The sequence below is a fragment of the Shewanella cutis genome, assembly GCF_022410515.1.
GTDB classification, from domain to species: Bacteria; Pseudomonadota; Gammaproteobacteria; order Enterobacterales; family Shewanellaceae; genus Shewanella; species Shewanella cutis.
Window position 1 is genome coordinate 1 of sequence record NZ_JACSDI010000006.1, and the last position, 12,506, is coordinate 12,506.

The 12,506-nt window shown below is 46.2% G+C and carries 10 protein-coding genes and 1 pseudogene; 4 read left to right on the plus strand and 7 right to left on the minus strand.

Going from position 1 to position 12,506, the window contains the following annotated elements; genetic code table 11:
• The 4 genes and pseudogenes from H9J30_RS10500 to H9J30_RS10515 form a co-directional block, all read right to left on the minus strand.
• Nucleotides 1-201: pseudogene (locus tag H9J30_RS10500) on the minus strand (transposase); the annotation flags it as partial.
• A gap of 210 nt (nucleotides 202-411) precedes the next feature.
• Complete coding sequence (locus H9J30_RS10505) at nucleotides 412-2,655, minus strand: TonB-dependent hemoglobin/transferrin/lactoferrin family receptor (protein WP_240130988.1); 2,244 nt, start codon at nucleotides 2,653-2,655, stop codon at nucleotides 412-414.
• A gap of 234 nt (nucleotides 2,656-2,889) precedes the next feature.
• Nucleotides 2,890-3,384, minus strand: a complete 495-nt coding sequence (locus H9J30_RS10510; protein WP_240130989.1) for a hypothetical protein — start codon at nucleotides 3,382-3,384, stop codon at nucleotides 2,890-2,892.
• A gap of 177 nt (nucleotides 3,385-3,561) precedes the next feature.
• Nucleotides 3,562-3,813 (minus strand): DUF2999 family protein, encoded by a 252-nt coding sequence (locus H9J30_RS10515; RefSeq protein WP_007650566.1) that lies wholly within the window; start codon nucleotides 3,811-3,813, stop codon nucleotides 3,562-3,564.
• Nucleotides 3,814-4,206: 393 nt separating this feature from the next.
• Here H9J30_RS10515 and katG point away from each other — a divergent pair, with 393 nt between their 5' ends.
• The 4 genes from katG (at nucleotide 4,207) to H9J30_RS10535 (ending at nucleotide 9,093) form a co-directional block, all read left to right on the plus strand.
• Nucleotides 4,207-6,429, plus strand: coding sequence for a catalase/peroxidase HPI (gene katG / locus H9J30_RS10520; protein WP_240130990.1), 2,223 nt, complete (start codon nucleotides 4,207-4,209; stop codon nucleotides 6,427-6,429).
• A 198-nt stretch (nucleotides 6,430-6,627) separates the two neighbouring features.
• The gene (locus tag H9J30_RS10525) at nucleotides 6,628-8,121 is read left to right on the plus strand and encodes an ATP-binding cassette domain-containing protein (protein ID WP_240130991.1); all 1,494 of its coding nucleotides are present in this window, start codon (nucleotides 6,628-6,630) and stop codon (nucleotides 8,119-8,121) included.
• Between the two features lie 175 nt (nucleotides 8,122-8,296).
• A complete protein-coding gene (locus tag H9J30_RS10530; RefSeq protein ID WP_240130992.1) occupies nucleotides 8,297-8,593 on the plus strand; it encodes a DUF134 domain-containing protein in 297 nt (98 codons plus the stop codon).
• Nucleotides 8,590-9,093: a NifB/NifX family molybdenum-iron cluster-binding protein gene (locus H9J30_RS10535; protein ID WP_240130993.1), complete on the plus strand. Its 504-nt coding sequence runs from the start codon at nucleotides 8,590-8,592 to the stop codon at nucleotides 9,091-9,093. Before H9J30_RS10530 ends, H9J30_RS10535 begins: the two co-directional genes overlap by 4 nt.
• Before the next feature lie 555 nt (nucleotides 9,094-9,648).
• Here the strand turns inward: H9J30_RS10535 and H9J30_RS10540 are convergent.
• The 3 genes from H9J30_RS10540 to H9J30_RS10550 all read right to left on the minus strand — a co-directional run bounded on the left by H9J30_RS10540 (nucleotide 9,649) and on the right by H9J30_RS10550 (nucleotide 12,341).
• Complete coding sequence (locus H9J30_RS10540) at nucleotides 9,649-10,683, minus strand: transposase (RefSeq protein WP_240130994.1); 1,035 nt, start codon at nucleotides 10,681-10,683, stop codon at nucleotides 9,649-9,651.
• A gap of 184 nt (nucleotides 10,684-10,867) precedes the next feature.
• Nucleotides 10,868-11,548 carry a hypothetical protein gene (locus H9J30_RS10545; protein WP_240130995.1) on the minus strand — a complete coding sequence of 227 codons (681 nt, stop codon included), beginning with the start codon at nucleotides 11,546-11,548 and terminating at the stop codon, nucleotides 10,868-10,870.
• A gap of 445 nt (nucleotides 11,549-11,993) precedes the next feature.
• Nucleotides 11,994-12,341 carry a thioredoxin family protein gene (locus H9J30_RS10550; protein ID WP_240130996.1) on the minus strand — a complete coding sequence of 116 codons (348 nt, stop codon included), beginning with the start codon at nucleotides 12,339-12,341 and terminating at the stop codon, nucleotides 11,994-11,996.
• Between the last annotated feature and the right edge of the window lie 165 nt (nucleotides 12,342-12,506).

Here is a 12,506-nt window from a genome sequence, read left to right on the forward strand (position 1 = left end):
CACCGCAAAGGCCGCGATATCAATAGCAAAAACAGCTTCAAGTTCAAACAGTAGCGATTCTACCCAACCACGGCGATGGTCATAGTTTTTACCCGAGTAACTATCATCGCCACATAAAAATGCACGCCGTACCACACGGCTACAGCAATGGTAATAGGGGGTGTCTTCAAGGCTTAATTGAGTTCTGCGAGGACGCGGCATACAAACCTCCTTGTTCAATGCTTAACCAAAGCATAGTCGGAGGTTAGCTACCGCACCATTAAAGATGGATGTCCATTTAGTTGAGAAAATCTGCGATTAGCACGATAGCGGGATTACTACTCTGGAGATTGATTCAAGCTAAGGTGGGGGCAACGCTAAACATTCCCCGGTAAACACCGGGGAATGGCTTAGAAAGTACAACAGCTTGAATTAAAACTGATAATTCACACTCAGGTTGAAATAACGCCCAGGTTGGGTGAAATCATCCTTTTGCAAGTTCATGGTGCTATTGAGTAAGAATACGGATTGGCCAGCTACATCGGCGTAGTCAACATATTCCTTATCAAACAGGTTATACACCCCAGCACGCAGATGCAGATTGTCGGTAACGCGCAGGCCCATGGTTAAGTCAAACACGGCGTAACCGGCGGTGTTGTAGACTTCATTAAAGCTTTCTTTAGGAATACATTGGCCCATCACGCAAATATCATCGATGGTCAGGTTGATATCGTGGGTGCGGTCCATCTTATCAGCCCAGCGAACTACTGCGCCAATATCGGTTTCCATTCCTCCAATATCGCTATACCAATTCACCCCTAGGTTACCTTTTAGCGGGCTAACGCTGTTAAGGTATTGACCGTTTTCATCGGTTCCATGGGTATAGGAGATATTGCCCCATAGCTCGATAGAATCTGTCAGCCAATGGTTGGCTTGGGCTTCAGCGCCGTAGAGTGTCACTTGATCGCGGTTGAAGTACTGGTATTTGAACTCCATGGGCTGCATCACCGGACCAAACACTGGCGGTTTAAAGCTGACATATTGCCAGTCAATAAAGTCGACCGCGTGGGTGTAGAAGGTGGTGAGCTCATATTGAGTATCTGCATGATTGCCACGGATACCCAGTTCCCAGGTGTGGGATTGCTCAGACTTTAAGTCATAGTTGGCTTGAATGATCACATCGGTCATCGAGCCGCCATCGACCTCTAACTCACCCCATTTTTGATCTGGCGTAGGCATTTTATAGCCATAGGCATATTGGGCGTAGGCACTCACTGTGTCGGTAAGTTTATAAACGAGGCCCAGTTTAGGTGACCAAAAGGTGTCGCTCATTACCGCAAAGTCGGCGGGATCTTTACCTGCTTCCATCGCTTGTTGTTGGTCGGGGCTGTTACGGAAATAGTCATAACGTAAACCGCCAATCAGGTTTAAATCACCATTTAACAGGGTGATATCGTCCTGCAGAAATAGCCCTAAACGGTGGCTATCGGTATCGGCAAAGGTAAAGGGGGTTTCGGTTTGCCAATCACCGCTGCTGCTAGCGATATTGTTGTTGCGATGGCGCATCATTTTGGACCATTCATAGTCCATACCGTAGGTGATCTGATGGCCGTATCCCTCTGCGCCTATGTATTTACTAAAGGTGCTGGTTAAACCCAGTCGCTGATCTTTAAATTCATAGTCGCGATATTCGGTAAGTGGGCGCGCTGCGGTACGCAAATCAAAATAATCACGGTGTTCGAGTTGCTCCGTTTGGCCAAAATAGGCGGTAACGGTCAAATCATCGTGTAAATAAGTGGCTTTATCGGAGCGCAGTTGTAGGGCGCCGTTGATCACTTGGGTATCGCGATCGGTATCAATCCGCTCCTGCGGCACTTGGGCACGATTGAGTTTATCCTCCCAGCGTTCAAGCGTTTGCTCTAGGTAGTCGAGGGTGAGCTGCACTGTGGTGTGCTCATTAAAGCGGTATTTGCTCTTGAATAGCAGGCTGTCCTGCACGAGATCGCTTTCAGGCTGAGTATCAAAGTAGTTAGGTAACTCTTCGCCTTTGCGGTGCTGGTAGGTGAGCAAATTCTCAAAATCGCTATAGGCCGCGGCGCTGGTAAAACCGCCGGAGTACTCGTTATTGATGCCTGAATAGCCCGCATTGAGCGACACATAATAATCTTCGCCCCGCAGGTAGTCGCTGGCATCTTTTGTGCGCATCACGACTACACCACCAAGGGCATCGGAGCCGTACATAGTGGATGCAGCGGCTTTAACTACTTCAATTTGCTTAAGACTTTGTACTTCGGTTAAACCACGGCCAGTGCCTTCAGCACCTGGGCCTAATGGCGAAGCATACTGGTTATTTACCCGCACGCCGTCTTTCACCATCATTACCCGATTACCGCCAATTCCGCGAATGGTCACTGAGGTTGGTTTGCCCGCGCCGCCCTTGATATCGACAGCCGATTCGTTACGGAACAGGCTACCAAAATCATTGCTCATATTGCGCTCAATGGCTTCTTCATCTATGACCAAAATAGAGCCAGCCACCTGCTCAATGTTTTGTTCCATACGGGAGCCTGAGACCACAATAACTTCGTTAATCAGTGGTTTAGCTTGTTCTTCTGCCCAAACGGGCAATGCACTTGCTACGGCAAGGGCGCACAGACTGAGCGGCAACGGTTTCATCAATCACCTTTATGCTTAGAAATGAGAATTGTTCCTACCTTGAATATGCGCGATAGCTTATATGGATTTTACCTTGAGGTCAGGTTTTAATTGCCATTATGTGATCAAGGCAAAGCCTGTGAGTGATGTTTTAAAAGGGAATTATTGATTGATGCTGTAAACCTTACTTTTCATATCACCCACATAGATGCTGAGATGAATGATGGGCGATACGCAGAGAGGCTTGGGATGTCGCTACAGCCGCGGATCTGCCGATTGGCTTTCGACTTGGCCAATGACAGTGATATCACTCAAATTTGATAGTTTGCCCCATTGCTGAATCGTCATCATGCCGGTGATTTCCTGGGCGCTGAAACTTAAACGTATGCCGTCTTTGCGGTATTCCTGCGGTAGATTTTTCGGCAATATGTGTTGGCCATTATCGGCGACAATTCCCCAAAAACCGCCTTCTATATGCAGATATCGAACCGTACCTTGTAACATCACCGCTTCTCCTTTGGTTGGCATATTGGGTTTGGTTAGTCCCTTGTCGGTTGCGCGCTTAAGCTGCGGCTGAGCGAGTTCTTCCGCGCGATGGGCCTTAGCCGCCTCTGGGGTCACCGCTGGGGTTGGAGTGATGGTTTGAGGAGCAAGTTTATCGGTGCTTGGCAGCTCATTCGCTTGGGCTTGTTGTTGATAAACCAAGAAAAATAGCGGCAGTAGTGTAAGCAGGGGCGTAAGTGGGCGCATGTTGCTTCCTTTTCATCATGTTTGTACGCTGCAGAGATGACCACTCTAGCAAAACGATAAGGTTTGTATATCTTTATGTACCGAGCAAGATGCCCGCAAAGGCATGGCCTAGCTAATGGCAGATAAAGAGGTAAAGCAAAGTGTGCTATGCCTCTTTATCTTTGCAGAAAGGGCTGACTATTTTTGTAGCTGGGCTTTGGCGGCTTCAACCTTGGCGAAGTCTAAACCAAGCTCGAGTACTGCTTCTTTAATCAGGGCGGGATTTTGCATTACCAGAGCCATCAGTTGTTGCAGTTTTTCTGGTGGAATGCCGAGCTGACCAATAATGCCCATCGCCATCAGGGGATTATCGGTTAATGCTTGAAAAAGCTCGTTAATTTTTGCATCTGTGACATTGTGTTCTTTTAAGATGGCAATAATCGGATTCATTGCAATACCTTATCAAGGTTAACGGAAAACGGCCGCTATGCTATCACAGATAGCTAAACCAGTTGGATGAACAATTTTATACCATAGTCATTACCTATAAGTTTAGTACTAGGGGTAATACAGTATGAATTTCGGTAAACGGCAACTTTCTTAATGCTTTCATAAATTAACCATCGTTAATCTATTTTCGCGATTCCAACCATCGGTATTAATCGTTTCAAATACTTAGAAGCCTGTCATTAGACTGCAATCTCGGTTGTGTTAACGGCATATGCGATTTTTGCCTTGGAACAACACAACCAGAAGGATTGCTGTATGCCGTTACGCAGCAAATGGATGGCCCACATTTAACATTATTCAATGGGCTGAACAGGACGAAACTAGGTAACTATCATGAAAATTAACACTCTTCCTACGCTATCGGCGTTAACTTTGGCTATGTCTCTCGCATTGGGGGCGGGAATGGCTACTGCGCAAGAGCAAGCAACTGGTAATCAATTTTGGTGGCCTGAAAAATTAAACTTAAGCCCATTACGGCAAAATGCGATTGAATCCAATCCCTATGGCAGTGATTATCACTATGCCGAAGCCTTTAACACCTTAGATCTTGATGCGGTAAAAAAAGATATCAAAGCCTTGATGACCGAATCCCAAGACTGGTGGCCTGCCGATTATGGTCACTACGGACCTTTCTTTATTCGTATGGCTTGGCATAGCGCAGGCGTATATCGGATTTTTGATGGCCGTGGTGGTGCAGCGGGTGGTCAACAACGCTTTGAACCCTTAAATAGCTGGCCGGATAACGTGAGTTTAGATAAGGCTCGCCGCCTGTTGTGGCCCATCAAGCAAAAATACGGCAGCAAGCTTTCTTGGGGCGACTTGATGGTGCTGACGGGTAACGTGGCATTAGAGTCGATGGGCTTTAAAACCTTTGGTTTTGCGGGTGGTCGTGAAGACGACTGGGAAGCCGAAATGGTCAATTGGGGCTCAGAAAAAGCTTGGCTCGATAACAAAAGACATAATGGAAAGGGTGAGTTAGCTAAACCCATGGGCGCGACCCAAATGGGTTTAATTTACGTTAACCCAGAAGGCCCGAACGGGGTGCCTGATCCCTTAGCCTCGGCCAAGGAAATCCGCGATACCTTTGGCCGGATGGCGATGAATGACGAAGAAACCGTTGCCTTAATCGCTGGTGGCCACACCTTTGGTAAGGCGCACGGCGCACATGATCCTGCAAAATGCGTGGGGGCAGATCCGGCCGCAGCAGGCATTGAAGAGCAAGGTCTAGGCTGGAAAAACAAATGTGGTAAAGGCCACTCTGAAGACACTGTTACCAGTGGTCTTGAGGGAGCTTGGTCATCAAACCCAACCAAATGGACCATGGAGTATTTAACTTGGCTGTATACCTTTGACTGGGTACAAACCAAGAGTCCAGCGGGCCATATCCAATGGACGCCAGCCGATGGCAAAGCGGCAAATCTAGTGCCCGATGCGCACCTGCCGGATAAGCGCCACGCACCGATTATGTTCACCAGCGATATCGCGTTGAAGGAAGATCCTATTTATCGCGAGATCACCACGCGTTTCCTAAAAAATCCACAGGAGTTTGAGCTAGCCTTCGCTAAGGCGTGGTTTAAATTAACTCACCGTGATTTGGGACCAAAGGCGAGATACTTAGGTGCCGATGTACCAGCCGAAGCGTTGATTTGGCAAGATCCAATCCCTGCCCTTGATCATCCACTTATCGATAACGCCGATATTAAAGCCTTAGGTAACAAAATCTTGGCTTCTGGTTTAACAGTGCCTGAGTTGGTGAGAACCGCATGGGCATCGGCCAGTAGTTTCCGTGGCACCGATATGCGTGGCGGGGCAAATGGCGCGCGCATTCGTTTAGAGCCTATGATGGACTGGCAGGCCAACAATCCAAAAGAGTTAGCTAAGGTGTTGGCTAAGCTTGAGAAAGTCCAAAAAGACTTTAACGGTTCGCTCAAAGGTGGCAAAAAAGTCTCCTTGGCGGATGTGATTGTGCTGGGTGGTAGCGTCGCGGTTGAGAAAGCTGCCAAAGAGGCGGGAGTCGTTATTTCAGTCCCCTTTACCCCTGGACGAATGGACGCGACACAGGCACAAACCGATGTAAACTCTTTTGCGGTGCTTGAACCTACGGCTGATGGTTTCCGTAACTATTATTCAAAAGACAACAGCTTATCTCCCGCTGAGATGTTGATTGAGCGCGCCAATATGCTCAACCTGACCGTACCCGAAATGACGGTGCTGGTAGGTGGTTTGCGTGCGTTGGATGCCAATAGTGCTGGCGTTAAGCACGGTGTATTTACCGATAAGCCAGGTGTGCTGAGTAATGACTTCTTCGTTAACTTACTCGATATGTCGACTAAGTGGAGCAAGTCAGCCAAGCAAGAGGGTATTTACGAGGGACAAGACCGTAAGAGCGGTAAGCTTAAGTGGACAGCAACCCCAGTCGATCTTATCTTCGGCTCTCACTCTGAACTGCGCGCCGTGGCTGAAGTGTATGGTGCACAGGATGGCCAAGACAGATTTGTGCAAGACTTTGTAAAAGCGTGGAATAAAGTCATGAACGCCGATCGCTTCGATATCTAAAGTGAGCGGTTAACCTCAAGCCCATCCGCGCGTTTTCGTCGGGGTGGGCTTTTTTATTTTTATGGATAATCAGTGTTTGAGCGATTGCTGACTGGCATTCCATTCTGCTTATTTACTCAGTAGTATCAATGCCATGATAGATTTTAAGTGCATTCAGTCGAGTCGATATTAATCGGGTTGAATACCTAAGGACGTGGAATGGGGAATAGTGCGACACACGGGGACAAGGCTATTGCCGTGAAGGGATTACGTTATGGCCGTGGCAATGAGCTGCTGGTGGTCGACGATTGGCAGTTAATGCCGAACCAGCATTGGGCGATTTTTGCCACCGACAGTTATAACGGCTCACTCCTTGGGCGAATATTAGCGGGTGATATACAGCCTGATGAAGGCGAGATATCTGGATTACCGTCGCGAATTGGTTGGGTGTCACTCGGTTTACAGCAGGCATTACTTGAACGTGAGCTAACAAAGGATGAACTCGACTATGGTTCAACGGTTGAGGCCTTAGTGCTGGAATCTTGTCTGCATACTGAACGTTTGAGCGCCTTTTTACAAAAAGTGGAACTCGAACATTTAGCGCAAAGAGGATTTAGACAGTTATCGACTGGTGAGGCCCGGCGGGTGATGTTAGCGAGGGCACTGGCAACTGAACCTGAATTATTGATTTTAGATGACCCCTACGCTGGGTTGGATAGCGAGCATCAACTCAGCCTATCACGGCTGTTAGTTGAAATTGCCGAATATACTCAGTTGCTTATCATCACCTCCCGCCAAGAGGAATTACCGCCGTGCATTAGCCACGTGGCACTGTTTAATAGTGAGATGCTTAAATCTGGCCAGCATGTGCATAAGCTCAGCGCACCTATGTCGATTGAGCAATGGCATAGTCACCCTGTGATGGCACACTTAAATGCACTTTCGGCCAGCCGCAGTGCCGAGTTGTTGGCGTTAATGGAACGCCAACGCCACAATGCCGAAGCCTTTGATCCCCTAGTCGAGATTAAAAATGGCAAGGTGGAATATGTTAGCGGCTTGATTTTTAAAGGCGTGAATTGGCGAATTAACGCGGGCCAACATTGGCAAGTGCGCGGGCCAAATGGTTGCGGTAAGAGTACCTTACTCGGGCTGATTTTGGGCGATCATCCCCAATGCTACAGTAACGATATCACCCTCTTTGGGCGTCCACGAGGCAGTGGTGAGAGTATTTGGCAGATTAAACAACGGATTGGCATGGTGTCATCGGCCTTGCATTTGCAATACCGAGTGAGTTGTTCGGCGCTTGATGTTTTGTTATCGGGTTTTTACGATTCCATTGGCCTTTACCATAAACCCACTAAACCTCAGGTCGATTTGGCGAAGGAATGGCTGGCAATTTTACATATGAGTGAGTTTGCCAGTACGGGTTTTAAGCAATTGGATTACGGCCAGCAGCGACTATTGCTGATTGGTAGAGCCTTGATTAAACAGCCCTTACTGTTGATTTTAGATGAGCCGTATCAAGGATTAGATTTTATTAATCGCACTTTGGTGATGCGGGCGCTGGAGATGATTGCCGAGCATCATCTGAGTCAGTTGCTGTATGTCTCCCATCATAGGGAAGATGCCTTGCCAGCCATTAAAAACTTTGTCGATTTTATCAAGCAGGAAGAAGGTTATTCGGTTGAGATTAGTGAGGGTGCCGATGTGTAACTCGACTTAGCTATCGAGCCTAACCTTATCATCATGGTGAGTAAAACTGTGATAACAGCCTCGGTTTAAAAGTGGTAAATGACCATAATAGTTTTTGGCGTACGCCAAAAACTATTCAAAGGGAGCATCAATGCTCGATTGCTTTCTAACATTTGCCCTTGAGGTACCATCATAGATGCCAAGACCCAAAAAATGCCGTCAATTATCGAGTTGTGTACCCTGTAGTCTGTTTAAACCTAATGGCATACCGGCGGCCAACTTATCCCAAATCCTTTTAGCTGCCGACGAGTTTGAAGCCTTAGATCTTGGTGATGTGCAGCGCTTAAGTCAGCTTGAGGCCGCGGCGCAAATGGGGATCTCGCGGCAAACCTTTGGTTATCTCCTCGCCAGTGCTCGCCAAAAAGTGGCGACCGCCATTACTCAAGGGTTAGTGCTGAAATTACCGACTCCAAATGATAAGGACCCAATATGATTATCGCCCTGCCTATTAGCCGTGGACGGCTTGCCAGCCATTTTACTAAGGCGCAGCAAGTCCATTTTTATGATGAAAATCATCAGCTTTTACTTTCTATCCCAAACCCCGCCCTTGGCGGCAATTGCCAAGATAAAAAAGCCTTGTTAGATGCCATTCGTGCTCAGCACACCTGCATTGTGGTGGTGCAACATATTGGTGAGCGTATGCTTGGTAAGTTACTCGATGCAGGGATCAGTGTGAGCCGAGGGGATAATCAATTATCGATTGCCACGCTGCTCGCCCAGAGTAAAGAGGTGAATTTGCGTTTAACCGAGGCATCACAGGGGCGTGCATCCCTAAAACATTTAGCCAAGGGCGGATGCTGTGGTGCTAAAGGAAGTTGTGGCTGCGGCGGTAAGGCAAAGACAACTCAAACCTTGTTGAGCCTGACTCAAGCGCAGCCAAGCTTAACCTTAGCTAAACCCATCGCATACAGTGGTTTTAGATTATCAAAATAGTCATGGCGTTATTGTAGGAGAGGAATAAAGTTAGATACTAAACAATCAATTACCCCTGCGAGTACCGTTTTAGATTAAACATGACCAAAAATAAAGATTCATACTAATAGCTACTACTCAGTCTGAATCGAGCTACAACCGAGTATTAAAGTATCATACCCGTTGTAGTTCACTTCGGGACAAAAGCTAAATAGCCTTTTATCTACTCAGGAAGTTTATTGCCGTTGTTTCCACAGTGACACGCCGCCTCTTTATTTAACATGAAGTATCCCTATAGGCTCGACGGCGACATCTGCGGTACAGGATGTACTAATGCAGCGATCACATGGCCAATGATGTTCCCAACATCATAGTGGCATTTCCCATATCCCTATGGGTCAGATGTGAATGAGCTGCCATGTCACCGACGGTCACTGTAGACCCAATGCCAATTTTAACTACCCATATGCGATATGTACGTAAAAAGCAAAGGGACAAAAGCGTGCTATGTTTTGCGCGAAATTATCTCCATTTCGGATAAACAAAAATAATCCTAAACGCTGAGTCGTGAGCAACTTAAGGATGTAACGCTTGGCTTGAGGCTTTTCCTTTACACCATTTGCCGCTGTTATGCTGCTTTTTAAAGGCGCACATGCTATCCCATCGACCACTTATGCCACTGTATTGACGACGAAACTCTTTGGCTGATGTGAGCCACGCATCGGGTGCAATGCCTAATTCATTGAGTAGTTTCGGTCGCTGATTATCGATATAGCCTTTCTTATCAAGGCGAATGGCGCGGCCTGTCCAATCAATCAGTTCGAGATAATCGGCAAAATGAAATGGAATGCCCGTTTGCTGATTCAGGTGAGCTGCGCCATCGAATTGAACCAGAGACTTGTGGGGAATATGAGCTTCATTAGTTGAGAAGTCAGTTTGTGGCACAGGGATGGCTAATGGGCGATTGGGTGAATCTAGCGAGGTAATTCGCTCCTGAATCGATGTAAAATCAGAGGATTGCAAAGAATCGGCAATGCCTGCTCTGATTGGATTTAAATCCACATACATCATACACGCGAGCAGGGCTTGCTCATCTAGCAGCGCTTGCGACTTAAAACGCCCCTCCCAAAAGGCGCCCTTGCACTCATCTTCACGATTAGCCTTGCGGGCAATTTCTTCGTTTAAACAACGCATAAACCAGGAGATACTACTCAATCGCTCATGCCATTCGGTAATTAAGCCATCAAGTAACATGCGTTCAACGTCGATTAAAGCATCACCATTCATATACTTAGTAGCAATTGCATGACCTTTAGTAATTTGGCACCAACGACTGATAATGTCTTTTTGCGTTAACGATTTGGCCTTATCGACATCTTTTTTAAGCACTAAGTGGTAATGATTGCTCATCACCGCGTAAGCGCAAATATCGATACAAAATATCGCAGACAAGGCTTTGATTTTATCAACTATCCAGCCGCGTCGATGCTCGTAACTACGTCCAGTGAGCTTATCCTCACCACACAAAAAAGTCCTTCTAACACAGCGATTTATCACATGATAGAAGGGCGTTGCATTAGCATCAATTAGCTGTCTTCTGGCCGAAGTCATAGCAAACTCCACACAGACAAAATCAGGATAATTTAAAGCCTAGGTGAAGGTGCTGAAAAACACAAAAAGATATGGCTGTCCCCGATATTTTTGGTTTTAAGTAGCAGTTTTGCCTTAACATGGAGCGAAGCGGAATGGCAAAAATGCTACTTAAAACCCATCCGGTTCATTGCTTTGTTAGGCTTTAAGTTGGATAACCAATTTCTGCCGCAAACTCTTTAGCCAAGACTATTGATAGTTCAGGATTAAGAACCTGAACGATTTGCTCTGTAATTGCATGATGAGAATATATTTTCTCAATGAGTTCTAACGGTATTTCAAGTTCATAGTACCAACTTGCAAACTCTTGATACGAGCTAGCTGGCTCATAAAGCAAGGAAAGAAGCTCAAGCGAACCGTCTGGTGTTTCTGAATAAGTTGTGTCTGGATGAATTACCTTTTTCCATGAGCCTTTAGTTGGTTCACACCAGTAGCAGAAACTTAACCAGTCCATTCCAAAAGCAGGCTCTTTATAGAATGTAGAAAATGACTTTGGAAGTTGGCGCTGTACTTCTTCAGACAAAATAGAGTTTCTTGCAATTTTTGATTCATGGTCAAGGCCTTTGATAGCCGCACCAAATTCGAAAAATAAAATAAACCAGTCGTCACCAGAACCATTTCTCATAGACGCCATTTCTTCGCCGGCGCACCAATTTTGATTATAGCTGTAATAGCGATCTTCCCAGTCGGGCGCGATAATGGCGTCAAGCATAGCTAGTGCTTTAGCGCGCAGCTTGAGTTCAGCAATTGATGGAATTGCCTTTGAGTCTAATTGCATTAATGTTTTCTTTATACATTGCGAGCCTAACATTTTATTAGTGCGCATGCGCGTTTACCTCATTAGACCAGTAAAAACGCGCATCACTAACTGTTTGTATTGCAAAGAACTTATCAGCTTTTTATCTAATACACCATCCGGAAAAACGCGCATGCGCGTTTTCCAAACCTATTAACTAATTTTGGGAAAGTTTATGCGGATGATTTTTAAGGGTTTTATAAATTTTAGGCTGGATAAACGCGCAAACTAATGAGTGTAAAAACACTCAAAAGCATCTAAATTTAAATACGACTGTATACCCATACATTGTTAGTCGATTTCTGGTAAGGCCAAACATAGGCAAATAGATAAGAATTTGTATGGCAGCTGGAGTGGGAATTTTCGGTTGAGCTAACGAGCCGATACACGCAATGGGGCATAAATGCTTTAGAAAAGGCTGTACACAGATGTGTTAGCTGCCTTTTCGGTATGATTCTTTATTACTTGATGACAGTTATTCTGCATTCAGTAATTCATAGGGGCGGGCAATCGCCCCTTTGAGATCGCCGAGGGAAAACACCTTCGAAAACCGTGCAAAGCTTTTGCCATAAAATATTGTTTCCGCTACGGGTAGACTAAAGACATTGTATCTCGCGGCAAGCTCTAGGTGAGCCTCACAGTCGATATAAGCGAGCTGCATCCACGGGAAATCCTTGGCTAGCATAGCGGCGATTTGCGGTTTTAGTACCTGACACACGCCACAACTTGGCGCACCGAATAGCAGTAATACCGCTGGATATTGTTTTAGTATATCATCCAATTGCTCGGGCGTTTCAATGCTGTGGATAACGGCATTAGGCATGGGCAATCCTATCGAATGTGGTTTTTTACAGACAGAATATCACGGAATTAATCCCCATTTTACGGCGCTACTGCCGAGAAATGCGCCTACGAAAAATAGGCTCACCGTCAATATGATTACGCCTAATACGATTAACCCAGTCATCTGTTTTCCGCGAAGATGAGC

What these genes read in the sequence shown, in the direction of transcription:
- H9J30_RS10550 (WP_240130996.1), bottom strand. Translation starts at nt 12,341, where the DNA reads ATGCCTAATGCCGTTATCCACAGCATTGAAACGCCCGAGCAATTGGAT.
- H9J30_RS10505 (WP_240130988.1), bottom strand. Translation starts at nt 2,655, where the DNA reads ATGAAACCGTTGCCGCTCAGTCTGTGCGCCCTTGCCGTAGCAAGTGCA.
- H9J30_RS10525 (WP_240130991.1), top strand. Translation starts at nt 6,628, where the DNA reads ATGGGGAATAGTGCGACACACGGGGACAAGGCTATTGCCGTGAAGGGA.
- H9J30_RS10530 (WP_240130992.1), top strand. Translation starts at nt 8,297, where the DNA reads ATGCCAAGACCCAAAAAATGCCGTCAATTATCGAGTTGTGTACCCTGT.
- katG (WP_240130990.1), top strand. Translation starts at nt 4,207, where the DNA reads ATGAAAATTAACACTCTTCCTACGCTATCGGCGTTAACTTTGGCTATG.
- H9J30_RS10510 (WP_240130989.1), bottom strand. Translation starts at nt 3,384, where the DNA reads ATGCGCCCACTTACGCCCCTGCTTACACTACTGCCGCTATTTTTCTTG.
- H9J30_RS10515 (WP_007650566.1), bottom strand. Translation starts at nt 3,813, where the DNA reads ATGAATCCGATTATTGCCATCTTAAAAGAACACAATGTCACAGATGCA.
- H9J30_RS10545 (WP_240130995.1), bottom strand. Translation starts at nt 11,548, where the DNA reads ATGCGCACTAATAAAATGTTAGGCTCGCAATGTATAAAGAAAACATTA.
- H9J30_RS10535 (WP_240130993.1), top strand. Translation starts at nt 8,590, where the DNA reads ATGATTATCGCCCTGCCTATTAGCCGTGGACGGCTTGCCAGCCATTTT.
- H9J30_RS10540 (WP_240130994.1), bottom strand. Translation starts at nt 10,683, where the DNA reads ATGACTTCGGCCAGAAGACAGCTAATTGATGCTAATGCAACGCCCTTC.